This window comes from Paenibacillus sp. FSL K6-1330, assembly GCF_037976825.1.
In the GTDB taxonomy this organism is placed as follows: domain Bacteria; phylum Bacillota; class Bacilli; order Paenibacillales; family Paenibacillaceae; genus Paenibacillus_AQ.
In genome coordinates, this window is the sequence record NZ_CP150269.1 from 2178299 (window position 1) to 2203829 (window position 25531).

The 25531-nt window shown below is 50.2% G+C and carries 18 protein-coding genes and 1 pseudogene; 14 read left to right on the forward strand and 5 right to left on the reverse strand.

The genetic code is table 11. The features are described 5' to 3' along the window. The first annotated feature begins 67 nt into the window (after positions 1 to 67). The 3 genes from NYE54_RS09780 to NYE54_RS09790 are packed head-to-tail and all read left to right on the forward strand — an operon-like array spanning position 68 to position 5095. Positions 68 to 1627, forward strand: coding sequence for an extracellular solute-binding protein (locus NYE54_RS09780; protein WP_339271853.1), 1560 nt, complete (start codon positions 68 to 70; stop codon positions 1625 to 1627). A 29-nt stretch (positions 1628 to 1656) separates the two neighbouring features. Further along, positions 1657 to 3447: a sensor histidine kinase gene (locus NYE54_RS09785; protein ID WP_339271854.1), complete on the forward strand. Its 1791-nt coding sequence runs from the start codon at positions 1657 to 1659 to the stop codon at positions 3445 to 3447. A gap of 37 nt (positions 3448 to 3484) precedes the next feature. Continuing rightward, positions 3485 to 5095, forward strand: a complete 1611-nt coding sequence (locus tag NYE54_RS09790) for a response regulator (protein WP_339271855.1) — start codon at positions 3485 to 3487, stop codon at positions 5093 to 5095. A 110-nt stretch (positions 5096 to 5205) separates the two neighbouring features. On the opposite strand, the gene NYE54_RS09795 is transcribed toward NYE54_RS09790, so the two are convergent. Continuing rightward, a complete protein-coding gene (locus tag NYE54_RS09795) occupies positions 5206 to 5499 on the reverse strand; it encodes a hypothetical protein (RefSeq protein ID WP_339271856.1) in 294 nt (97 codons plus the stop codon). A 922-nt stretch (positions 5500 to 6421) separates the two neighbouring features. Between NYE54_RS09795 and NYE54_RS09800 the strand changes: the two genes are divergently transcribed. From NYE54_RS09800 to NYE54_RS09830, 7 genes are all read left to right on the forward strand, one after another. Continuing rightward, entirely contained in the window at positions 6422 to 7390 is a 969-nt protein-coding gene (locus tag NYE54_RS09800) for an ABC transporter permease subunit (protein ID WP_339271857.1), read from the forward strand. Between the two features lie 16 nt (positions 7391 to 7406). Next, positions 7407 to 8324, forward strand: coding sequence for a carbohydrate ABC transporter permease (locus NYE54_RS09805; protein WP_076320516.1), 918 nt, complete (start codon positions 7407 to 7409; stop codon positions 8322 to 8324). Between the two features lie 231 nt (positions 8325 to 8555). Continuing rightward, on the forward strand, positions 8556 to 10094 hold the full coding sequence (locus NYE54_RS09810; RefSeq protein WP_076320517.1) for an extracellular solute-binding protein: 1539 nt from the start codon (positions 8556 to 8558) through the stop codon (positions 10092 to 10094). A 132-nt stretch (positions 10095 to 10226) separates the two neighbouring features. After that, positions 10227 to 14882: an S-layer homology domain-containing protein gene (locus NYE54_RS09815; protein ID WP_339271858.1), complete on the forward strand. Its 4656-nt coding sequence runs from the start codon at positions 10227 to 10229 to the stop codon at positions 14880 to 14882. A 444-nt stretch (positions 14883 to 15326) separates the two neighbouring features. After that, on the forward strand, positions 15327 to 15599 hold the full coding sequence (locus NYE54_RS09820; protein WP_339271859.1) for a hypothetical protein: 273 nt from the start codon (positions 15327 to 15329) through the stop codon (positions 15597 to 15599). 225 nt (positions 15600 to 15824) lie between these two features. Next, the gene (locus NYE54_RS09825) at positions 15825 to 15998 is read left to right on the forward strand and encodes a hypothetical protein (RefSeq protein ID WP_339271860.1); all 174 of its coding nucleotides are present in this window, start codon (positions 15825 to 15827) and stop codon (positions 15996 to 15998) included. Between the two features lie 572 nt (positions 15999 to 16570). Beyond that, on the forward strand, positions 16571 to 16729 hold the full coding sequence (locus NYE54_RS09830; protein ID WP_339271861.1) for a hypothetical protein: 159 nt from the start codon (positions 16571 to 16573) through the stop codon (positions 16727 to 16729). A gap of 2 nt (positions 16730 to 16731) precedes the next feature. Here NYE54_RS09830 and NYE54_RS09835 read toward each other — a convergent pair. After that, a pseudogene (locus tag NYE54_RS09835) lies at positions 16732 to 17062 on the reverse strand (hypothetical protein); the annotation flags it as partial. 123 nt (positions 17063 to 17185) lie between these two features. Between NYE54_RS09835 and NYE54_RS09840 the strand changes: the two are divergent. Both NYE54_RS09840 and NYE54_RS09845 read left to right on the forward strand, forming a co-directional pair. Continuing rightward, positions 17186 to 17359, forward strand: coding sequence for a tryptophan RNA-binding attenuation protein (locus tag NYE54_RS09840; RefSeq protein ID WP_098742648.1), 174 nt, complete (start codon positions 17186 to 17188; stop codon positions 17357 to 17359). 321 nt (positions 17360 to 17680) lie between these two features. Then, on the forward strand, positions 17681 to 17806 hold the full coding sequence (locus NYE54_RS09845) for a hypothetical protein (protein WP_339271862.1): 126 nt from the start codon (positions 17681 to 17683) through the stop codon (positions 17804 to 17806). A 146-nt stretch (positions 17807 to 17952) separates the two neighbouring features. Here NYE54_RS09845 and NYE54_RS09850 read toward each other — a convergent pair whose 3' ends face one another. Next, on the reverse strand, positions 17953 to 18717 hold the full coding sequence (locus tag NYE54_RS09850; RefSeq protein ID WP_339271863.1) for an aminoglycoside adenylyltransferase domain-containing protein: 765 nt from the start codon (positions 18715 to 18717) through the stop codon (positions 17953 to 17955). A 191-nt stretch (positions 18718 to 18908) separates the two neighbouring features. Here NYE54_RS09850 and NYE54_RS09855 point away from each other — a divergent pair, with 191 nt between their 5' ends. Continuing rightward, positions 18909 to 19610 carry a 4'-phosphopantetheinyl transferase superfamily protein gene (locus NYE54_RS09855; RefSeq protein WP_339271864.1) on the forward strand — a complete coding sequence of 234 codons (702 nt, stop codon included), beginning with the start codon at positions 18909 to 18911 and terminating at the stop codon, positions 19608 to 19610. A 74-nt stretch (positions 19611 to 19684) separates the two neighbouring features. Here NYE54_RS09855 and NYE54_RS09860 read toward each other — a convergent pair whose 3' ends face one another. Then, positions 19685 to 21259 carry an FAD-dependent oxidoreductase gene (locus tag NYE54_RS09860; protein ID WP_339271865.1) on the reverse strand — a complete coding sequence of 525 codons (1575 nt, stop codon included), beginning with the start codon at positions 21257 to 21259 and terminating at the stop codon, positions 19685 to 19687. Between the two features lie 147 nt (positions 21260 to 21406). Beyond that, the gene (locus tag NYE54_RS09865; RefSeq protein WP_339271866.1) at positions 21407 to 23719 is read right to left on the reverse strand and encodes an AraC family transcriptional regulator; all 2313 of its coding nucleotides are present in this window, start codon (positions 23717 to 23719) and stop codon (positions 21407 to 21409) included. A 198-nt stretch (positions 23720 to 23917) separates the two neighbouring features. On the opposite strand from NYE54_RS09865, the gene NYE54_RS09870 reads away from it, so the two are divergent. Further along, positions 23918 to 25456: an extracellular solute-binding protein gene (locus NYE54_RS09870; RefSeq protein WP_339271867.1), complete on the forward strand. Its 1539-nt coding sequence runs from the start codon at positions 23918 to 23920 to the stop codon at positions 25454 to 25456. Positions 25457 to 25531: the final 75 nt, after the last annotated feature.

The following is a 25531-nucleotide window of genomic DNA, read 5'->3' on the forward strand; positions in this document are numbered from 1 at the left end:
GTGAGCTTACTCACCATAAAATCGTTATATAGTAATATTAGCTTACTAGCTGAGGGAGTGAGGACATATGCCGATGAACAAGGCCTGTAATGATGAGTTTTTTCAACATGGGAATCGAAGGGTGTCAAGGCTGCTAAAAGGTAACGTTCTATTGCTTCCCGTCTGTGTATTTCTGATGCTCCTTACTGCTGGATGTAACATTATGGATCCTTCGGAGGAGGACCATTCGCCGGAGAGTCAACCGAAGAGCGCATCCATCAGCATCGTTATTTCCAGTCTCGGGATGACATTCCCTGCCGGGATGGACGAGAATGACAATCCGTATCTGAATTACATTGAAGAGCGCACGGGGCTTGAGATCGGTGTTAATCTTCCGCCACCTGAAGTTTACAACGAGAAGTTGGATGTCATTATGTCCTCGGGCAACTTGCCGGATATGCTCCATACGTATGAACCGGTGTGGTTCGACAATTATGTCAAGCAACAGGCATTTATGCCGCTGGATGAGTTAATCGACAAGTATGGTCCTCATCTAAAGGAGAAAATTCCGCCGGAGGTTTGGGATCGGGTTCGATATGGCGGGAAAATCTATGCGGTTCCGAGCTTGAATGAGGTGACTGGGGCAGAGCTGATGTATGTCCGAAAGGATTGGCTTGATCGGCTTGGCCTGGAGCCGCCCGAAACACTGGAGGAATATTACGAAGTCATCCGTGCCTTTACGCTCGATGATCCGGACGGCAACGGCGTGCAGGATACGATCGGCCTTACCCTGATGTCGAAGTTGGGCAGGTCTTCCCCGTTCTTCGGCGCCTTCGGCACACAGCGGAATACATGGTTTGAACGGGACGGGCAGCTGGTGAACGGAAGCATTCTGCCTGAAACGAAGGAGACCCTCGCTTTTTTTGCCAAGCTGTATCAGGAGAATCTGCTCGATCGGGAGTTTCCTCTTAACCTGCAAAATAATATGTTCGAAAAAATAGAAAATGGCACGGTGGGCCTGTTCTCTGCAGCATGGTACGACACGCGGGGACCGATTGCGGCCAACATGAGCAAAGACCCGGAGGCTGTATGGATGCCGCTTCCGTATCCCACGGGACCGGACGGATTTAAAGGCGTGGAAGGCAAGGACATTATCCGCGGCTACAATGTCATTCCCGCCGAATCGGAGAAAGCAGCCGAAGTGATTAAGTTTCTGGACTTTATCGCCAGCGACTATAAGACGCTGAAGCTCGGCTTCGAGAACGAGATCTGGCGTTGGGAGGACGGGGCGATTGTTACGGATTTTGCGCTTCACGACAAGCATTTGTACCGTGGCATTTACCAGTCGCTTGTTGATGTGCCGGACCAATTGCTGTTTAAGGAGCGGCTTGACTCACTAGGCGATTTCAACCTATACAACAACTTGCAGATGATTCACTCACATATAACTCCGAATGCATTCTATGGTGTTCCCACACCTGCCATGACGAAGTACAGCAATAAGCTTAAAAATCTGGAGGATGTGTTTACGAAGATCATTATGGGGCTGGAACCGCTGGATGCCTTTGATGATTATGTGAAGAGGTGGAAGGAAGAAGGAGGAGATGAAATCACGAAGGAAGTGAATGAATGGTACTCCAAACAATGATGTCGGCCGCCAAAAAGGGGGGGACTCGAATGATGGCGTTGACTCGCTGGGTCCGGGATCGGTTTTCGCAAAATATTCAAACCCGCTTGACCGGTTATTTTCTGCTGATCCTGCTGCCATTGGTCATCATCAGCCTGTTTGCGGTGGAACGGTCCCGGGATATTCTCTATGAACAGGCTGTCGAGCGGACGGAGATGGCGCTTTCGTCAGCGATGAATCATTTTGATCTGGCGCTGCAAAACGTGGAGGAGATATCCACCTTGATTGCAAGCGACCCTGGAATGAATGAGCTGCTGAACAAAAACAGTACCAACTTCTCCCCTCAATCGATCGTGGATTTCTCGCAAATATTGGAACAGTTATCGGATTTCGTATTGGTGAACCGGTTTATATCCCAAATTTCGGTGTATCATCAGGCGTCCAATAGGATTATCTCTACCCATTACGGCGGCAAAGAGCTTACGGGCGAGACGCAGCAGGAATGGCTTGTCGAAGCTGCCCGGAGGAACGGAACGGGGATTTCCTACGTCATGTCGGAAGCCCCTGTAGCGAAGGGCATCACGTTTGGGCAGATGACGAATACGGACAGCGTCTCCTTGATTCGGGCCATGGACCTGTACAACAGCGAGCGGCAGTCGAATCTGCTGGTGGTGTCTATTAACAAGAGCAAGCTGTTAAACATCATCAAGACGCTGCTTCCCTCCGAGAACAGCCGTATCGCCCTGTTGAACGAAAAGGGAGAAGTGGTGGTGGAGACCGGCAGAGTGCATGAGGATAACATTTCTGATAAGGATATGACCGTAACAATTGACTCGGATTACTCCACATGGCGCCTCGCGCTGGTTCAGCCGAAAAGCGAGCTGTACGAAGAGACTGATCAGCTGCGCCTGTTCACGGTTGCGATCATCGGGTTGAGCATTCTGCTGGCCATCATTATTTCATGGGTGGTCTACAGCGGGATTGCCTCCCCTGTGTTGAAATTGTCGCGCGGGATGAAGCGGCTCAGCAGCGGGGAGCTGAATATTCATGTCGATACCAAGCGGAAGGACGAGTTCGGCTTTCTCATTCAGTCGTTTAATAAGATGGCCGTCGTGCAGAAGCATCTGATCGAGGATCATTATGAGCAGCAGCTGCGATTAACGACGACGGAGCTCAAGTTTCTGCAATCACAGATCAATCCGCACTTTCTATACAATACACTCGATTCGATATACTGGACGGCCAAAAACTACGATGCGGATGAGATCAGCGAGATGGTGATGAATCTGTCGAAGTTTTTCCGGTTGAGCCTGAACAAGGGCAGGCAGGTGTTCACGATTGAGGAGAGCATCACCCATTTGCACTACTATCTACGAATTCAGCAGCTTCGTTTCATGGACAATTTCACCGTGGATTATCACATTTCGGAAGAGAGCAAGCATGTCCCGCTCCTCAAGCTGCTTCTTCAGCCATTGGTGGAGAATGCCATCATTCATGGCATGGAGGGTAAATCCTCAGGAGGGAGCCTGGTCATATCCAGCAGGATTGAAAAGGGGCAGACCGTGGTCATCAGCGTACAAGATAACGGGCCGGGGATTAGGGAAGAACGGCTCCGTTATATTCAGCATGAACTGGAGATGATGGGCTCGCGCAGCGTGCCGGCGTCTTCCCAGGATGAGGAGCATGTGAAAGATCTGTTCGGCCTTCGGAACGTGCTGAGCCGAATGAAGCTGTATTATGGCAGGGAGGCCCAGCTCACGGTTCACAGTGTCTCAGGGGAAGGCACAACCGTCACGATTTCCATTCCGCTGGATCGCTGCAAGGAAGTTAACCTGAAGTAGGTACTCATATATAGATGCTCGAAAGGGGAAGACATAAATGAATCTCATGATTGTAGAAGACGAACCCCGGCTGCGTAATGCACTGGCTTACAATATCCCGTGGGACATGCATGGAATTGAAGTGGTCGGTATGGCTTCCAATGGCGTCGAGGCGCTTGAGCTTGTGAGTCGGAAGAAACCGGATATTATGCTGATCGATGTGCAGATGCCTGAAATGGATGGACTGACGCTCCTCGGCGAGCTACGAAGCCGGCAGGACATCAGCCGATTGACAAAAATGATCATTCTGAGCGGACATGATAACTTCGAATTCGCGCAGCTTGCGCTGGAATATGGGGTCTCCAAATATTTATTGAAGCCCGCCGGCGAGGAGGATATCCTCGAAGCGGTGCTTGAAGCGAGGCAGCAGCTGCGGGAAGATCTGGAGCAGTGGCAGCGCAAGGCTGCGTTGGAACAGAAATGGAAAGACAATCTCCCGCACCTGCAAAATCTATTTTTTATCCAATGGGTGAGCGGAAAATATACAAAGCAGGATGTTCTTAGTAAGAGCAAGGAATTATATATTCCGTTGAAGGAGAAAGACCGCATCGCGGTGGCCGTGGTGGACCTGGACCCGCTGCCTGAGCATGAGACACGGTTTCAACGGGGGGATGTTGAGCTGCTGCAGTTCACGATGCAGTGCCTGGCTAAGGAGCTGTTATCCCATCCCTCTCTCTGGATCACGTCGGATTCCGGCAGTATGCTGCTGGTGGTGTTGTTCGTGAAGGAAAATCAAGACGCTAAGGAGGCCATGCTGCGGCTGAATGCCGATGTTTCCAAGCTGCTCTTCCAGACGAAGGAAGTGCTGAAGTTGACGGCAAGTGCCGGCATCTGTGCTTCGATCGGGACGATTGAAGATATGAGCCTGCTGTATACGCAAGCCTGCCGGGCACTTCAGGACCGCGTCGTGTACGGACACGACCTCGCGATTCCTTACCGGGAGCAGCACAAGCGAGATATCCAGGGCGTGATCGTGCAGCAGAATCTGGAGAAGACGCTGGAGATCGCGCTTGAAACCGCGGACGAGACGAAAGCCCTGGAGGCGCTGAAGGGGTTATGGGAAGAAGCCTTCTCCAGATCCGAATCCTCGGATGAATTCCATGAGGCGGTTCTATACATGAACAGCTTCTTTACCCGAATGATCCAGAAGCAGGGCTGGACGGTAAAAAAAGTCGTTGGCGAGGATATCGATTTCTTCCAAAACGTCAAGCTGCTAAGCACTAAAATGCAAACCTGGTCGCTCTTGGAGCGCACGGTGAAGCATATCGTTTCCTTTATGAGCGAGCAGCGGAAAACGACAAGCCATCAGGTGGTGAAGGATATCCTGAACCTGCTTGAGGAGGAGATGGATCAGGAAATTACGCTGCATACGGTGGCAGATCGGCTCTATGTCAATTCTTCCTATCTCAGCCGGCTGTTCAAGCAGGAAATGGGGGTTGTCTTCTCGACCTATGTGCTGGAACGCAAAATGGAGCGGGCCAAGTCGCTGCTGCAGGAAGGACTTAAGGTGTACGATGCCGCCCGGCTGGTCGGGTACCGCGATGTCAGTTATTTCACCAAGGTGTTTCGGAAGTATTGGGGTGTGAATCCGGGGGAATTTAAGGGATGAGCAGTGAGGTCGGCTGGGTTGTGAAGGCTTGAAAACCCATCGTTCTATGCCGCTGCGCGGTCGTATCGTTCCTCCAATCGCTGTCGTCGCCGAAATTCCTGGAATGATGATTACAGCGGAAGAATTTCGGCTCCAAAGGCGACCACTATCGTTTTTCCGGAATCGATACGCCCTCTCCGCTGGTCCGTGGGGGTCCAAACCAACCCAAAAGCCTCCCCCCATGAGGGTGGGGGAGGGAGAGATGGGAAAGCCGCTCCGCGGTCGTATCGTTCCTCCAATCGCTGTTGTCGCCGAAATTCCTGGAATGATGATGACAGAGGAAGAAATTCGGCTCCAAAGGCGACCACTATCGTTTTTCCGGAATCGATACGTCCTCTCCGCTGGTCCGTGGGGGTCCAAACCACCCCAAAAGCCTCCCCCCATGAGGGTGGGGGGAAGGAGAGATGGGAAAGCCGCTCCGCGGTCGTATTGTTCCTCCAATCGCTGTCGTCGCCGAAATTCCTGGGAATTATGGTCACAGCGGAAGAAATTCGGCTCCAAAGGCGACCACTATCGTTTTTCCGGAATCGATACGCCCTCTCCGCTGGTCCGTGGGGGTCCAAACCATCCAAAAAGCCTCCCCCCCATGAGGGTGGGGGAGGGGGGAAAACGCAGCGCAGCATAGCATGCCGCTGTTACTTAAACAAGCAAACGAGCCGTTCGGGGCATACATCCCGAACGGCTCGTTTGCTTTTACCCCCAGCCCCAACCATCGGCAGGGTGGAAGTAATCACCCGCGCAGAATGGTTGAGGCTAGGGAGGCCAAGCTCGGCGCAGAGCAGAGGAGGCCTCGCTTGGCGACGAAGCACGGCATTGCCGTGCTTCGAATGCCAACTTCATTCTTGAGTAAGCTTCAACGAAGCAGGCGGAATTGTTCTGGAGAAGCGTGAGCGGTCCCCTTTATCCCCGGATTTCAACATTGTTTCATTCATTCAGAAGAGATCCGGGGGTAACAGGGATCGGAAGAACAATCCGCATGCGGAGTGATGAACCATCCTCTTTTTTCGATGTGGGTTCAAATGGTTCAAATGGTCCTAGGGTTTTGAAAGCAAATGGTTTGAATTTCAGTTATGAATTTCGGTTGGCAGCGATTAGCCGATCGTGACAAGTTAACACCTCATGAAACACCCGTCGTAACCTCATGACATAATTACTGACGTCCATGCCCCAACACAACATCATATTACCATAAATAGTAATGATCCTCGCCTACTCAGTCGCTTCGGCGGGAATTACAATTTGTAGTAACCAAGGAGATTGAATCAATAGAAAGGGGGAGACGAGTCGATGAAACCCACGATAGAACCATCGCCGGCACCGTATAAAGAGATGAAGAAAAAACGAGGGTATTGGGGCCGTTTAGGGTCGGACATATGGAAAGAGTGGGATCTTTATCTGCTGCTCGTACCGGGCATCTTGTTCATTTTACTGTTCAAATACACGCCGATGTACGGGGTTACGATTGCATTTAAGGATTTCAACATATTCACCGGATTTGCCGACAGTCCGTGGGTGGGATGGAAGCATTTCGAGAAGCTGTTCACGTCGCCGGATTTTGCTCAGGTATTTAAAAATACGGTCATCATCAGCTTCCTGAAAATCGTGATCTTGTTTCCGCTCCCTATCATTATTGCCCTGATGCTCAATGAGCTAAGGAATATGGTATTTAAACGAACGGTGCAAACCGTCATCTATCTTCCGCATTTCCTGTCTTGGGTCATTGTTGGCGGATTGTTTATCGATCTCCTCTCAACGAACGGAGGAATCGTCAACAAATTGCTGGTATTCCTGGGCATGGAGCAGATTGCGTTCTTCCTGGATAACAGCGTGTTCCGAGGCGTGCTGATCACCTCGGCAGGCTGGAAGGAAACGGGCTGGAGCACGATCGTATATTTGGCAGCGTTTACAATGATCGATCCGATGCTGTATGAAGCGGCGAAGATCGACGGGGCCGGGAGATGGAAGCAGCTGTGGCACATTACGCTCCCGGGGATCGCCCCGATTATAGTCCTGATGTTTATCCTGCGGCTCGGGAACGTGCTGGAAGCGGGAACGGAACAGATTCTCGTCATGTACAATCCGGTCGTGTACCAGGTGTCGGATGTCATCGGAACCTATGTATACCGGCAGGGTCTCGGGAACCAGGATTACAGCTTCTCGACAGCGGTTGGTTTGTTCGAAGCCGTAATATCCTTCACATTGGTCATCATGGGCAATGCCATGAGCAGAAAATACTTACAGCGCGGAATCTGGTAAAGAAAGGGTGGCGCAAATGGATCACAAAAAAGCTTTGGAAGGAACAAACACCACCCGAGGTGTCATCCAAACGTCGTTTTCGGAAAAATGCTTCTCGGTATTCAATTATGCTTTTTTCATCTTGATGGGTTTAACGACCCTGCTTCCTTTCATGAACCTGATCGCGAAATCCTTGAGCAGCGAGGGAGCCGTCATATCGGGCCAGGTTGGACTGCTCCCGGTCGGGGTTCAATTCGAAACGTACAAGTATGTGCTGCAGGATTCCATGTTCTTGAATTCGCTCAAGGTATCCATTTTTCTGACGATCATCGGAACAGCTTGCAGTTTGTTTCTGACCACGCTGACGGCTTATCCGTTGTCCAAATACCGGCTGCGCGGACGAAAAGGGCTGCTGTTGATTTTCGTATTCACGATGCTCTTCAGCGGCGGACTGATTCCGACGTACCTGCTCATGCAGAATTTGAATCTGGTGAACTCCTTCCCGGTGTTATTCCTGCCGGCGATGGTGAACGTGTACAACATGCTCATCATTAAAAACTATTTCGAGGGGCTTCCGGATGAGCTGGAGGAGTCCGCCAAGCTAGACGGCGCGGGGAATATCCGCATCTTGGTCTCGGTCATTGTGCCGCTCTCGCTTCCCGTCATGGCAACGATCGGATTGTTCTTTGCGGTCGCTTTCTGGAATGACTATTTTGCGGCGATGATCTACATTACCGATCCGGCGATCAAACCAATGCAGTTGTACCTGAAGGAACTGCTGGTTTCGTCCAGCGGGGACTTCCTGAAGGATAATGTCGACGCCGCGATTAACGCAACGCCGCAGTCCATACAAGCATCTTCGATCCTGCTGGCAACAATCCCGATTTTGCTGGTGTACCCATTCCTGCAAAAGTATTTTGTCAAAGGCGTGCTGGTAGGTTCGGTTAAAGGCTAGATTTCATCAGGTTTTCTGAAGAGATCAGAAAGTATAAACTTTGGAGGATCTGCAGCCTATATCGCAAAAAAAACTACCGCTAATTATAATTTCCGGGGTCCCCGCAAGTACCTGAATGGACTTCGGAGCAAGGCCCCACTTTGTGGGGTTATCTTATAAAGGTGGTGATGCGCTTCGTATTGCTCAGATGGCAGAATTCATTGAATTTCTCAATCACAAGGAGGGTTATCCATGATCAAGATTAAAAAATCCGCGGTGTTGGCCGGGATTCTCGGATTCACGCTGGCACTATCCGGATGCGGCGGCGGGGGAGGCGGCACGACGGATACGCCGGCGGCTCAGCCATCGGACACACCGGCAAGCACCCCGAAAGACGACGGGAACAAAGACACAACGTCTGAAAAACCGGGTCTGCGCATGATTATGCAATATGGATTGTTTGATCCGAAGACCGAATACGTGGCCAAGTACATCCAGGAAAGAACCGGATTCAATGTGGATTACGAACTGCTGCCGGCCGAAAACGCGGATGAGAAGCTGAACCTGCTCGTATCCAGCAAAGATAACTATGATTTGGTGAAATTGAATGCACCCCAGTTCTACAATCTGGCCTCTGCGGGAGCGCTCGAGCCAATCGATGAGCTGCTTGAGTCTCATGGAAATTATATTAAACAATCCATAAAACAAGAGTCCTTTGGCAGTGCAACGATCGATGGGAAGATCTTCGGTATTCCAGAGACGGGGGCTGGCGTAAGCATCGGCGAGGCGCTCGTCGTCAGACAAGACTGGATGGATGAGCTGGGTTTGTCCATGCCTACGAACACCGATGAACTTTACAATGTACTTAAAACGATTAAGGAAAAGAAGAATGTCATTCCGCTCACCATGAGTAAAGAGTCCACTTCCCTTTATGGCGATATTGCCACAACATTTGGCGTTTTGACTGATTGGAAAGAAGTCGATGGCAAGCTGGTTCATCGAGCTGAACAGCCCGAGATGAAAGAATATGTTGCTTATATGAATAAGCTGTATAAAGAAGGCTTGCTCGATACGGAGATGCCAATTAATACCGCACAGAAATCGATTGAGAAGTTCTCAGGCGGTAAAGCAGCGATGTATAAGCTGGCCTGGTGGAATGCCGGGACGACGCTTGCTGCGCTAGAGAAGAACTTCCCGGAAGCCAAGACATCCGTCATTCCTTATCTGAAAGGCAAGGACGGCAAAGCCATGGTCGGGGTTAAAGCGAATACCACTTGGTATGTTGCTATTCTCAAATCCTCCAAGAATAAGGAAGCCGCTATGGATTTCCTCAACGCAAAAATGGAGCCTGAGACGTTTAAGGGCATCGCGCTGGGTAAAGAAGGCGTTCATCATGAAGTGAAGGACGGAAAGTACTATCCGATTCTGCCGATTTTCAATGATGAATTGAATAATGCAAGCAGTTTCCTGACAGGGGTAGACGAAGAGAAGTATCCGATTTACTGGCAAGCACGTGTACGTAAAGATCCTGTTCTTCAGGCGCATTTTGAAGAGTTCCAGAAAAATGCAGAAGGCATTATGGTTGTAGATCCGATGTCGACAGCACCGCCAATTGAAGCTGTATCCAAAAATCTGTTGAAATTGACGACCATGTTGGATGACAATGTGCTGCAATTCATTTCCGGAGCGAAGCCGATTGAATCTTACGATCAATTTCTGGCTCAATGGAGAGCCGATGGTGGAACCGACATGGTGAACGCAGCGAATGAATGGTTTCAGTCCACGAAGTAAATGATTCATTTGAAAAAGCAGTCTGCGCTGGCGGCTGCTTTTTTCAAAATTAAATAACAGAGGGGAGGTGTTGGTTGAATTTAAATGGTACCAAACGGTTCATTCTGAATAAGAGAAGGGTGGTAATCATTGATGTATCGTTTATTTCGCAGGCGGATCGCACTGTTTCTCAGTCTGTCACTGATCGTGTCCCTCATCGTTCCGGTTGGTTCCTCCGCGTTCGCGGATAACGAAATTTCCCCGGCGCAAAGTGCGGGCACGGATCCCGTTACCTTGGTCTCCCAAGGCGGAGAGATTCTGGAGTTCACGGATATCAACGTAGCAGGCGACACAGTGGAAGGGAAAAATGATTACTTGGCGCTGTACACAAGCGGGGTAGCGGTCACGGGTTCCGTATATACCGATGAGGTATGGGTGCCTACGCTTCATGTCGCGGTCTCCGTGGATGCGGGCGGCATCGTGCAGAATGTGGTTGGACCGGACGCTGATCCTCCGACTTCTTGGCCTCCGGGCACGCTACTGCCGATTCCGGCCGGTGGCTATGTTGTAGTGGCTGGCGGCACCAATGCGTGGGATCAATCCGTTTTTCAGAAACCTCTCTTCAATCTTAACAAAACGGGGGATTCGGTGAAGCTGATGCGGGCGGGCGAAGAAGTGACTGCAGCTGATTTCCTGCCGGAGCAGCCGGGACCGGGTCCAGGGCCGGATCCGCTGCCACCCGAGCTGCATCTGATTACGCAAACGGATACGACCGTGGATATTCCGGTCATTGAGATTGCAGGTTTTGTAGCGAACTATGCCGCAGATCAGGATTTAAGCGTAACCATTAATGGCGATGAGACTGCGCTTACGGCGGATGGCGTGTTTCGCATGAATGTTTATTTGGAACCGGGTCCGAACGCGGCTGAGGTAAAGCTGTTCAAGGGAGAAGGCGAATTGGCCGTTCAAACGCTGAACATCGTGTACGAACCGATCGAGAATCAGGATTATATTGAAGTCGAAGCGGCACCGAAGGATATTACGATCGACATTGAAGGCCCGCGCAAGAAGCTGGACTATGTCGATAAGGATGTTACGGGCGTGCCGAATATTGTGGCGATTTTTACAAGGGATTACGGAAACTCCATTACGATTCCCCAGACCAATGTGGCCGTGCAGGTGGATGCCAACAACCGTGTGTTGCGGGTGATCAATCCTTCGATCAACGGCAAGCCGCCGGTATGGACCGGACCGACCGATCTTGAAATTCCCGAAGGCGGTTATGTGCTGATGGCACAGGACAGCAGCTACGCAGGCAACAACATCAAGCGCTATTTGGCCGAGAATTTTAAGGTCGGCGACATGATCAAGCTGCGAAAGAACGGGGAAGTGGTGCAGGTACGCGACATCATGAGCGGCAATGGTCTTATTGCACGGCTTACGCTGGATAATCAGACGATGTATACCGTAACGGAAGGCAGCACCGCTATCAAAGGGCGCATCGACAACATGGACGACATTACGGCGATCAAGCTCCTAGTGAACGGTAACGAGATTCCTTTTGAAGCGGATGGCACCTTTACTCATCAATATACGTTAACAAAAGGGACCAATTATATCGAAGTCAAAGTGTTGAAAAATGACATTGACCAGGATGTTCGTCATCTTGCGGTGTTTGCAAGACCTGATTTCTCCCCGGATAAAGAAGTCATACTATGGGTGGACCAGGCTTCCAATGCCAGAAAGTTTAAAACGAGCGAGGATGTTTTGGCATTTCTGCAAAAAGCCAAGGAAACGGGCGTTACCTCGGTGGCGTTTGATGTGAAGGGCGTTGAAGGTTATGTCTCGTACAAGAAGAACGATATGACGGGCAGACCTTACGTCAGCGAGATCAAGGCACCCGAAAAAGCGGGCGCAAGTCCGGATTTGGATCTGCTGCAGGAGTTCATTAACCACGGTCATGCGCTGGGATTAGAGATTCATGCGGCGATTAATGTGTTTGCCGAAGGATCGATTGCCCATAACGAGTATGCGGTTCTGAACGATCATCTCGATTGGGAGGAACGTGTATATTTTGCGGAGAACAATGGCGAGATCAAACGTCTGCGTGAAAGTAAAAAGCAGGGCTTGGTAGCCTTCGTCAATCCGTCCAATGACGAGGTTCGCAATTATCAGCTTCGAACATTTGAGGAGATTATTAAGAATTACGATGTGGACGGCGTTGTCCATGACCGGAGCCGATATGACAACGAAGGGGCCGATTTCAGCGACGAAACTCGCGTGAAGTTCGAGCAGTTTTTGCAGGCACGGAACAAGCAGCTTGTCAATTGGCCAGACGATATCTTCTACTATGAAAACAATGTTCGGGTATACGGTCCGCTGATTCAGGACTGGTGGGAATTCCGCTCGGGCACGATTCAGAGCTTCTTCGGCGAAGTGAAGACGCTGGTGGATTCTTATGAAGTTTCAACAGGCAGAAAGATCGAGGTATCCTCCTATGTTGGATCCTGGTATGAAACGTATTATTTGAACGGCGTGAACTGGGGCAGCAAGAACTTCCGGTTCGATCCCGCACTCGGCATGCCGGACGAATCGGTGTATACACCGGAATATTATGATACCGGGTATATCGAGTATTTGGATTTTCTGATGATTGGGGCTTATCAAACCACCAGCCAGGAAATTCAGAAATATATTACGCTCGGCAATATCGTAACGAACGGGGAAATTCCGCTGTATGCAGGCATTGCCATGAACAATGTGCAGGCACCTGCCGTTCAGCGCGAAGTGTTCCAGGCGGGGCTGAAGTCCACGAACGGACTGATGCTGTTTGACGCATCCCAGGTCAACTGGCCGATCGCGGCGGCGGCTCTCCAAGATAAGGAGTGGGTGAAGGATTACCAGCTGGGCATGAGTTTGCCGGGAAGTGCGGATTCGTTCCTTGAAGGCAATTTCTATAATATCAACCGGATCGAGGGCAACGTTAATGTGATGACCGAAGCCTTCGGATACTCTACGGGCACGAACCGCTTTGGAGTGGAAGTGGTGGTGGACAACACGGGCCACGTGACCCGCGTGGTCAACCGGAACCAAGCGATCAACTGGAGCTGGGGAGCGCCGGAAGAGAATAACAGCGTTATTCCGCAGGGAGGTTTTGTTATTTCCACCCTGGACCCGTCAGGCACGAGAACGCTGCGTCAGCTCGTTGCCAATGCCTACAATACCGGGGATCAAGTTCGTTCAGCCGTATTAAGCGGGTTGATGGACGACGAGGGCAAAGAGACGCGCGACAGCCAGCTTGCGCTGAAAGGGCTTGTCGAAGTTCTCGGGCCCGGCAAAGCGACTGTCAAGGTGAACGGTGCTGATGCCGCCGTAGCAGCCAGCGGTGAATTTACAGTTAATGTTCCACTGCAAACAGGCGTCAATTCGATCACCGTGGACGTATTTGTTGACGAATTCAAAACGAACAGTAAAACGTTTGAGGTTATCCGGACCTCTACCGGAGATGGCGGATCCAATCCGGGGACTCCGGGCGGCGGCTCCGGTTCTTCCGGTGGAGGATCGACAACGCCACCTCCTAAACCATCAGAGCCCGAGCGGTTGAGCATCAAGAAAGAGACAGCATCTGGAGGCGGTACGGTCATCGTAGCGGATGCGAGCGAGAAGGGTATGCTCGGCGACGTAGAACGGCTCAGCAAACTGCCCGCTACTTCACGCGTGCTTACGTATTCGGTAACTGACGCTTCGGATGCCGTCGTTCTTCACTTGCCGGTGCAGGGGCTGAGCGCTGCGGTGAAGGACCTGCCGGGGGGCTCCATCGTGCTGGAATCCTCCCTTGGCCGATTGGAAATTCCGCTGCATTCGCTTACGGAAGCTTTACAACAACGGGGTACAGCGGAAAGTCTGCAAATTCGCATCGGTTTAGCTTCGAAAGAAGAAGAGGATCGGGTGAACGCAGCGTTGGAGGCAGGAGCCTCCAAACTGGATGCAGCGCTTGCCATTACATTAGCCTGGAAACAGGGTGACAAGTTATCGGAACTGCCAGCACTGAAGGGAGCTTATGCGAAGTTTACCAGGGCCCTGTCCAGTATCGTCAGTCCATCCCAAACGACGGTGCTGCGATTGGATTCAGCATCCGGCAAGCTGGTCTTCGTACCGGCGCTCATTCGCACATCGAATGGTAAATCCCAAGCGGAGTTTAAATGGAGGGAAAGCGGGATTTATTCCGTAGTTTCCCATGCGAAGACGTTTGCGGATTTAAGCAGCCATTGGGCTCGCGAGGACGTTTCGCTGCTGGCCTCAAAACAATTGATCGAGGGATTAAGTGATACGCGTTTTGGTCCAAACGAGTCGATCACGAGAGCGCAGTTCACAGCGATGCTCGTTCGCGCGCTCGGATTGAAGGATCAGGGAGAGCATTCGAGGTTCCAGGATGTGAAGGCAAACGATTGGTATGCAGCCGCTGTCGCTACGGCTGTGGAGCATGGGCTGATCGAAGGCTTCAGTAATGGTACGTTCCGTCCGAACGAGGAGATTACCCGTGAGCAGATGAGTGTCTTGCTGCTCCGTGCACTGAAGCTTGCTGGTACGGATCTGGAGACAGGAGATCCGGATTCCATCTTGGAAGGGTTCAAGGATCGCGACCGCATTGCATCCTGGTCCGAAGAGGCCGTATCGGCTATCGTCAAATCAGGGTTGATGGAGGGACGTTCTTCTGATCGGTTCGTTTCGGAAGCCCATTCTACCCGGGCCGAAGGCGCGGTCGTATTAACCAGAATGCTGCAGATGGCAGAATTCATTAACCGTTAAACCGAAAAGGACCCGTTCGTTATTAACGAACGGGTCTTTGCATATATAAGGCTTTTGAAGTAACGTAACAGTGAACTTGACGTATTACCTTTTTTGAAGACGTCGTACTTGTCTCCATGGGGTAAGGGGAATCCTCAAAACAGCTTCATGATCAATCGTGGGATGTAGAGTATAGCATCAAAAATGAGAGTAGTTGTCATCTCCATTCGCTCCAATTTTGTTCTTCCGGGCCAGTTAATCTTTTTCATATGATGAACCTCATTTCAAATGAATTTGTTAGACTCGTATCGAATCAAATTCTTAAAGATATATACGCAGGGATTAAATGGAGGTTCCAGTGTATAGGAGGTAGTATACGTATAAACAAGTGTGAATTTTGGATTGCGGAGTTTCCGGCAGAAGAAAGCGTGATTAAAATGAAATAGAAGTTCAGGAGGTAGTAGAATGAGTAGAGATTGGCATGAGGATATGGAATATTGCAATAGGTTAGATGACAAAGGTCAGGGTCTTAATTCGCCAGAGGTTTTAAAATACTGGCTCCAGCAAGCAGCAGAAGAGAAGAAACGTGCAGATGAACTCGGTAAAGTAGTTGAAGAAGCCATCGAAATTTGTGAGCAGATGGAGAACTCAGATGACCCCTTAGAGCTCCTTGAACAAGTGCTGATTATATTGCAATTGGTGGCGTCCTTCCAAGGGAGGAAAAAGCATACTACATAATTGTTAGCAATTGATAAAAACATTGACCCTATATCCTTGGTCGGGGTGGGGGTATATGGTGATATTTAACTATAGGCAGTTATACTATAAGAGGCTTTTAAAGGATGGTGTGATGGGCGGTCAGGTTACGGACCCCGAATCTGCGTATGTATCGTTTATTATTCGTTTACCTGCCGTATTTATTGAAAGGATATATAGCTTGAAAAACGGTTAAAGGAGGCTGAAATGGGACAAGAGAATGAAATGCAAGAGCTTAAAGATCGATTGAATGCAGTGGAGCAGCAGTTGGAGAAGAGATCAAGGGGGTTCAAAGCGCTTCGAACAGGCGTAATCATTATACTCGTTATTTATCTGCTTATGGCACTCATCGGGATAATCCAATTTGTGAGTAGTGGTTAAAGGCTGCCTATAGGGCGGTCTTTTTCTGGATATTAATCAAACTTGCGGATTGGGCAACTCCTGAGCAGGATTTTAAGCCAATCAAAGACGTGTTGATGCGATTTGTCGAAGACATTGAAAACAAATCCTACAACGTCAAAAATGGATCATCAACGGCCTGCAATCTGGTTTCCCTGACCTTGATGGCATCACATGAGGACTGCAACGGAGTGATCTGATCATCGTAGCTGCGCGACCATTCGAGGGGAAGACAGCCTTCGCATTGAACGTTACTCAGAAAGTTGCCAAATCTACACACGAAGCAGTGGCGTTGTCCAGTCAGAGATGTCAGAAGGTCAGTTCGCACAACGGTTGGTGAGCCCCGAAGGGCAAATTATCGCCAACACAATCAACAAAAAGCAGAAGGGAAAGTGATCGATATGGCGAAAGATTTTGCGAAGCTTACTGGAGAATTGGCAAAGGGCACCAAAATTGGGAAGTCGACAATTGAGATTAAACTGACGTTCCAGCAGGGGACATACCGCCGACAGAGGAAGGCGAGGAGCTGAACGATTACGAAAAGGAAATCATGGGTGAGGGTTCAACGCAAGAAGGAGCCTACAGTGGACGGCGGCTTTGATCCAGAGGAGAGCCAAGTGTCCAACGATGAAGAAATCAGCGAAGATGCTCTTGAACAGTTCATTCTAAAAGAACGTCCTTCCTTCGAAGATAACCCACTGGATTTCCCTTAACCATCAGCGGCCAGCCGCTCTGAGTCACTCTCAACGGCCACGTTGTACGGTGGGTCAGTTACAACCAACGCCGCTTTAGCTCCATCCATCAACAGAACAACGTCTTCCTGATCCGTGGCATCCCCGCATACCAAACGATGCTGGCCAAGCTGCCATACATCACCGCGTCGCCGGGTTTCTGGCTCCTTAAGTGAGAGATCCGCACCGCTCTCCTGAAGCTCTTCAATAACTAGGCAAGAACTTTTCATATTCCGGATCTCCCGGCTGTAAATCCACTCTTGGGTTATAGGCTGCTGCATTGATTTGATCGATTGGCACGATTCTGATGTTCATGTTCTCTACCTGCATTGGTTTGATGGCAAGAATAAAAGTGCCCGAAGTTGAATAAGTAATTTACTTTTGATATGTTAAATCAAAACACGAAGAACCTCCTACAAAAATGAAAAGGGGATATTTATGTCAGTCATTATTGCAAAGGACGATTTGGAACTCCCTTGCCCTAACTGCAATGGAGAAAAATATGTTATCGCTAATGATGAAAAAGAACCTTGTTCAAAATGTGATGGAAAAGGTGTCATTCTAACTGCACTTGGGCAAACATTACTCCACTTTTTCAAAAAACATTCTTAGGAACAGATCCTATAGACCCAGTGTCTGATGTTGTTTTGCAACAAAAAAAGACTGACTAAACAGCCGGTCCTTTTTTGTTTGTTTTTTTATTTTTGAGTAAATTATCGATTTTTTCGGGGACAGCGGATCCACTCTTATGACTTGTGATCAACTCTGGCGTATCTGCAGAACCTTAGAGTTGGATCCAGTAATCTGCGACGTCATTATACTGAGGTACCAAAAAGCTACCGGCATTGAGCCGATTCTCATTTCCAGAGCCGACCTGTTTTTGTACCCGGGGCGGAGTGTTCTTCCCAAAGCAAGCGTGAAAGGAGGAAAACCGTGTCATTACTGTGGCCGACAGATGAATATCAAAAGGAAGTTGAAGACATTATCATCCGGGGTGCCCTAACGGCAACATCACTAGAGGTGCATCGGGAAGAAGCAGGCGGGCAGGCTAAACGGTGATCATAACTGTTATTGTAGACTCTGGCGGAGCGAAAAGTTATGACCACCAGCCATGTCGCTCAGTTATGTGTGCCGGGAGCTGAAGACAATCAATGCCGAGCAGTGTAGCTTGCCCGGTTAAGACGATCAGCCCGCGATCCCCGCCCCTATTCCAGTTCCTTTCGGATCAGCTCCAGCATATCGCCGGCAAACTCGATGAGTTCATTGGGAGAGGAATCCGCAGGATTCTGGGTTCCGCCGCTATATTGATGCAAGGCACGCTTGATAATCGGATGATACTTGGAAGGAAGCGTGAGCAGGCCCCATTCTCCGCCTTCTTTTTTGGAGGAGACAACGCCTTCCTTCAGATAGTACAGCACCCGGCACAGGTTTAGCGTGTAGTACATAGGGGAGCCGGTGATGTCTTCTACCGCACCCTCCACGTCATGGAGGATGGCTTGTATGTAATGCTGCCGGTCAACGGATGTAAAGACCTCGTGAACCGGTTTGCCGTACAGGGCAATGCCCCGATGAAAAATCACGGTGTAATGGGCGGCCAGGTCGGCGTCTTGGAACCCGCCGCATAGGTAATCGTCATCGGTCAGGTACTTCTCGCGATGAAAGGCGGAATAGTGGAACTCGAATGGAGGCGGATAGACGGTCTCCTGCAGACTGGATTCCAGGACAAGGCTCAGCTCCAACCCCTGTTGATTGGGCATACCATCGTGGAACGCTATGATTTTTTTGGCCAACCGCCTCATATGATCCCGGGTCAGCTTGTCCTCAACCACGACCAGCAGATCGATATCGCTTGTGTCCGGGTTGAAGCAGCCCATAGCTAACGAGCCATGCAAGTAAATGCCAACCAGATTGCCGCCAAGCTCCTCCTTAAACAAATCGACCGCTTGATCCAAAACCCATTGCGTTTCCAATTGAAACCCCACCTTCACCTAGTATGATATTCATCCATTATGTTCGGGGATTCTTTTGTTTGTCAATCAATCGATCCGTTCGTCCGTTATACTTGGAATTGGGGCAGGGAGTCTAATAAAGCAAGCAGGGGATTCAAACATACATATCGAAGTGAACACGTGACTATGTTTTTTGTTGAAAGGACGGAGTTATGAATACTTTTCATGATGACCAACCAAGCCATATCGAGGTTTACGCAATCCAGAATTCGGACCAAATTCGCGATGAGACGTTCCGTGCCTTGTTCCAGACGTTATCGCCTGATCGACAGGACTATGTGTCCAAATTCAAAAGAGCGAGCGATTACCAACGGTCGGTGCTCGGTGATGCCATGGTCCATCGAATCCTTCGGGATAAGCTGGGACTTGATCCGATGCATATAGAAATCATAAGGAATGCATATGGAAAGCCATCCTTAAAGAATCATGACAATCTGCATTTTAACGTCTCCCATTCCGGGCATTGGATCGTGTGCGCCGTTAGCCACGAGCCGGTTGGGATTGACGTGGAGAAAATGGAAGCCATCGATATGGATATCGCCAAACGCTTTTTCCATAAAACCGAGTTTAACGCGCTGTTACACTGTGATCCTTCTGTCCGGCTTTCCCGCTTCTTTGATCTATGGACGTTAAAGGAAAGTTATATCAAGGCTGTTGGCAAAGGCCTGCATTTGCCGTTGGATTCGTTTGCATTGGAACTGCTGGAAGGGGAGTGGGCACCTGTGCTTGGTGAGAACGGAGAGACCTATTATTTTAAACAGTATGCGGTGGAAGAAGGTTACAAGCTGTCGGTGTGTGGCATTAGCTGTCATTTCCCTAAGAACGTCCAATTCGTAACCGCTGAGGAGTTATGAACGGAACCAGGAAAAACCAGCCCAAGGACGATGCCCTTGAGCTGGTTTTTTAGCATTTCCATTGTAGTTGATGATCAGACAGGACGCAGTGCCGGCCATGCCAGCTCGATTCCTTCGCTGACGAGCTTTTGCTGGAAGCTGGCCAGTCTTTCTTCATCGCTCCGCACATCCGTCGGCAGAATATCATGGTCTAGGCAATAGCTGACACAATATCCGGCGGCCTCGCCAATGTTCCATTCTACGGGATGCAGCCGGTAGCAGCCGTTCGTAATGTGGGTGACCCCGATGTTTTTGCTGGCGGCCAGCACATTCTTCATCCGTTTCGGAATTAAGCTGCCCAGCGGGATTTGGAACGGCAGGGACGAGATATCAATGTAGGGGCGCTCGCCCGTGCTCGGATGCAGATCGATCCGGTAACAGCCGATGCCGACGGAATCAGGGAACGTTTCCGAAGCTCCGTCCGGCCGCGATTCGGTTGCCACATGCTGCTCCAGCACCGTAAACTCGGCCTGAATTCTTCTCGACTCACGGATGTAAGGATACATGGCCATCCCGTCTTCCGTTCCGACCACATCGGGACGCAGGCGCAGCCCGGGATAACCCTTCCCGCCGTCCGGCCGCGGCACCTCGGTCTGCAGCCAATACAGCAGGGACAAGCTAAGCTGCTTGGCTTGATAGATATGATGGTCAGCCTCTTCCTTCGGAACATCGATAATGGAGCCGAGCCAGTAGTCGTTCTGCGGCCAGTTCACAAGCGACACCGAGCTGTCGAACGTACCCTCTGCAAAATGCTTCGGATCCAGGATTTGACGGTATTGATAAAGCGGGAACTTGCCGTGTCCCGGGAAAATCCCATACTCGATCGGCTCATTGGTGGACGGCTTGACGGCGGTCAGGCTTAACAGCTTATCCGGCCAGAATTCGGGTTTATACTCTCGCCAAAAATCGTAAAGGGCAGGCTTTTCGATGGTGTGGTCCTCACCCTCCAGATAATCCACGGCAAAACAATACGTGAAGCCCTGCATGTCCTGCGGCAGCGGATCGCCGTCAACGGCATGCGGTTCCCCTGTCTGGGACTTGGACTCGGCGCCGGTAACATACTCGATACCCGCCAGCGGAAGCAAATCCCCGAGCTCGGTGGCATCCACGAAGAACGGGGCGCGGAGCGCGATTTGATCCTGCGTTTCAAGATGACGAACGGTTACGCTGTTCACGCGATCCTCTGAAACGTCGGCAGACTCTGCCGCATACTGATACAGGATCGTAAGCCGTCCGCTGTGAATGTACGGGGCCAGCATTTGATGCAGCACGGCGAGAGCCGTGCGCGGCTCATGGCACAGCCGGCTGACGATGCCGCTGCCGGGGTTCAATTGCACATTGGATCTGGCCTTGGGAGTCATGGGAAAAAAATCGCGGTAGTACTGGCGGACACCTTCGCGGAACTGCCGGTAGCTGCGCGTGCAGCCAAAGGATTCAATCCACGGATGCTCGTCGGGCGGAACCGCCTGGCTGGTTAGCTGTCCCCCGATCCAAGTGGTCTCTTCGGTCATGATGACCGTCTTTCCTGATTTAGCGGCGGCAAGTGCGGCGGCTGTTCCTCCGGTCCCGCCGCCGATAATGACGATATCGGCCTGCATTTCTCGTATCATTGACAGATTCTCCTTTTGGGATAGTTTCATAAATGATCAACAAGATCAGCACAACAAGTGACTATTTCTAATTGTAGATGCTTACCCTTAGGAAAAGTACAGGAAACAGGTGACCTTTTTTGGTAATCTGATGCCGTTTTACAAGATTTATTGTCCGGTTTTGTATTTGCCGCGATATTGCCCGGGTGTCATCCCCTCCAACTTACGGAAGGACCGGATAAAGTTCTGCGAATTGTTGTAACTCAGCTTCTCCGCAATATCCTTAATGGGCATATCGCTTTCGACAAGCCATTTCTTGGACATTTTGAAGCGGTACTGGGACAGGTATTCGCTGAAGGACATATTGGTCTCTTTTTTGAATACGCTGCTTAGATAAAAATTGTTGTAATGGAGGCGCGAAGCACATTCCTCGAGCGTAATATTGCGGTCAAACTCATTACGGATGATCTCGATCATCTGCTCGGAGAGATTCTGATATTGAGAGTCCTGGCGATCCCGGAATACACTGACCATCGGCCGGATGATGCGGGATTTAAACCAGCTTTCGATATCATGATTGGTGTAGAGCCGAAGAAGCTCCTCTACAAGAGAGCTGTCCCGGATGTCGAGCTGCTCGAGCATGATCCCATTCTCCTGCATCACGATCATGAGATCATTCAACAGCCGGATGAGCGAGATTTGATAATCATGCGGGGTCCGATCCTTCCGAAACACTTCGTGCAGCCACTGCTTCAGAAGCTCCACGGCCCGATCTTCATCGGCCAACTTGATGGCATCAATCAGCTCGTTCTCTACCTGCATCGGGTAGAAATAGACCCGGGTGTGCTTGCCTGAATTCAGGCTGAAATAAGGGATAATGACACCGGTCCCCAGCTTGATGCGGTGTTTAAGGGCTTCGAGCCCTTCCTGGTAGGCGCGCGACGTTTTGGATAGATTCCCGTAAGGCAAACTGATGCCGATGCTGACCTCCAGATCGAGAACACTGCGCGTTGTCTTCTGGATCTCTTCCGATAACGTATAGATATAGTCGTTGAATGCTTCCAGCGTGATACCGCCTCGTCCGATGAGCGTAACCTGGGTGAGATCGATAATGACAGAGGGGAGACGATGGGAGGAGGGGATCATCTCCTCAATGATATTGTTGATGGCAAACAGCAGCAGATCACGATCCTTGCGTTCATAGCGGGTTTCGTCCAGCATATCGATCTGAAGGGTAAATACCGCCAGATGCTCCCAAGCGGATATTTGCTCCTTGAAGCCGAACAGCTCGATCTGCTCCATCACTTCGGGCGGACTGCTCTTCCCCAGAAACAGCTTATGGAGGAAAAAGGTGCGTACCTGCTGGCTGGTCTGCCGAAGCTCGCTGCGGAGCTTGGTGTTCGAATGGAACATATCCCGGATATGTTCGTCGATGATTTGCAGCTCGCTCTTTTTGTTGGCTTGGATTTCCGGCAAACGCTCCACGATATTTTCAAAAATGTGCCGGATGGGCGTGTACATTTTCCGCGTTCCAAGCCATACCAGCAGAATGCTGAAACCGATCATCAGCATGCAAATATACAGCGTAAACCAGCCGATGGAGCGGGACTCCTTCGTAATGACGGACATTTCGGTAAAGGAGGCATACAACCAGCCGTTAAAATCGGACCGGACGTACGTAACGGACACCGGCTTGTTGTCGATCCTCGTCTCGAACTGCCCCGATTTATTGTCAAAATGGCCCAGCTCCGCCTCCTCATACCCGGTATCGGTCAGATATTGCCCGAGCTTTCCTTGCTCGGGATGTACAACGATCCGGTAATTGTGGTCCAGAACCATTACCTCCCGGGATTCGGAAGGGGTATCCATCATAGCGGCGAGACTGCAGCTGGGAATGGTGGCGAGCGCGACACCCCGGGCGCTGGAGGAAGAGAGTGGCATTTTCTTCACAAGCGCAATCGTGTAGGGGCAGGCATAACTGAGTGTATCGCTGGACCCGAGGGATTCCGTTTCAAGCATCACCCAATTGGAGTTCCCATGAAGCTCCATAAGCGTCAGCAGCGCATCCTTGGAAGCGTATTCATCAAATTCGTACATGCCCCGGTTATTGATCAGCCAGTTGGTTGTCGTATTCGCAAGGATGACGTCCGTAACCTTCGTCTCGGGAGATTGCAGTAGACTCATCTCTTCTCTCAGCTTGTTATACAATTGGAAGTCATAGTAGGACAGGGGACGATACAACGCGCTTTGCAGGATATTGGAATTAATGACGTAATTCAGTGTATAATCCACGGTCCGCAGCACCTGTTCGAGATTGCTGTTCGTTTGATTCATAATCTGGATATTGCTGCTGTTGACGTGGTTTTGAACGGAGGTGGATGATTTCATGAACGAGAAGAAGCCGAGGGCCACAAGAGGAATGATGCTGATGAAACAGCCGAACAGGACCATTTTAGAATAATAGCTACTTTTTGGATGCAATAGATACACCTTCCTGTTTAACAAAGTGTATAATCATTGTATGGGCAACCCGGGTTACATTCAATAATCATTTCGAAAAGAATAATCACTGTATTTGATCATCATGACTTGTCATAAAAAAAGATGTACATATGTTAAAATCATTTCAAACATATAGGATCCGCAAGAAACATGGTGGAACGGAGGTAGAACGGATTGATGACCCGTCTGTCAAACTATGTCATTCTTACACTCGCTATTCTTATGGTATCGGCTGCATGCATCAGCATGGCCCGATCATCGGGAGCGGATGGCGGAAGTACGTCTTCTGATCGCACAACCAGCATTTCGATTATGGCCAACCTGCACACCACCGAAGTTCCCTCCGATCGGATCGAGAAATGGATCGAGGATAAAACAGGCGTTCAGCTGAACATTCAGTGGGTACCCGACGGGAGTTATGATGAGAAGGTATTTGCTTCGCTTGCAACAGGAACTTTGCCGCAAGCGCTGTATCTGAAGAATGCCGCATCCTTGTCCTATTTCAGGGATGAGATTCGGAGCGGGCTATTCTGGGAAATCGGCCCGTATCTTAAGGACTATCCGAATTTGCAGAGATTGAAGCCCGAGGTTCTGAAGAATACGGCCATCGATGGTAAACTGTACAGCCTGTATCAGGAACGTGCCTTAGCCCGTTCAGGCATCATCTACCGTAAGGACTGGGCAGATCGGCTGGGACTACCGGCACCGGAAACGCTTGATGAATTATATGAAATGTTGAAAGGGTTTACATATGAGGATCCGGACAACAACGGTATCGACGATACCATAGGTTTGACGGACCGCAACGATTTGATCTATGGGGCTTTCAAGACGATTAGCTCCTATTATGGAACTCCGAACAATTGGGGATGGTATAACGATTCATTGCAGCCGGAATTCGTCTCCCCAAAGTATATGGAAACGATGAAGTTCTTCAAGAAGCTTCATAGCGAAGGATTAATAAATGAAGACTTCCCGATTACCAGCAAGACCGACCAGCAGGAGCTGTTCGTAACGGGAAAAGCTGGGGTTTATATCGGTGCGATGGGGGACGTACTGTCCCTGGAATCAAGGCTGCTGGCGAATGATCCCAAGGCCGTGCTGGACGTTCAGAATCGGATTCTCGGGCCGGAAGGGTACGGGATATGGGCTTCGCAGGGTTACGGGACGGTGATCTTGTTTCCGAAGTCCGCGATTGCTACGGAAGAGGAATTGAAGAGCGTGCTCTCTTTCTATGACGCACTGATGAGTTCCGAGCTTGCAAACCTGATGTATTGGGGCATCGAAGGGATCCATTATACCGTTCAGGATGGCAAAGCGATGGCGGTGGATGCATTTGAGCTAAGGGAAAAGGATGTAAAGCCCTATCAGGCTTTAATGGCTGGAGGCTCCAGCACTATACCGGGCATGCTGCAGCCGGTTACTCTGAATCAAGCGAAGGATAAGGCCGAGCGGCTGATTTACGATAATGAGCGTTTCCTCATCTATGATCCCACCGCACCGCTGGAGTCTCCGATGTATAATGAGATCGGCGTCAGATTGAATGAACGCATGCGGGATGCCACCTATCAATTTATGCTAGGGATGATCGATGAGCAGGGATTTGAGGCTGAGATCGATCGTTGGCTGGAAGAGGGGGGGAGGCAGATTATCGAGGAATATAATGTTTCATACCGAAGCATGGTCGGACCCTATTTACATGAGAAATACCGCTAAGGGATTGATTTCCCCGGCGGTATTTTTTTGTTGTGCCATGGCGCGAGCCAATCTCATGGACAATATAATCATTAG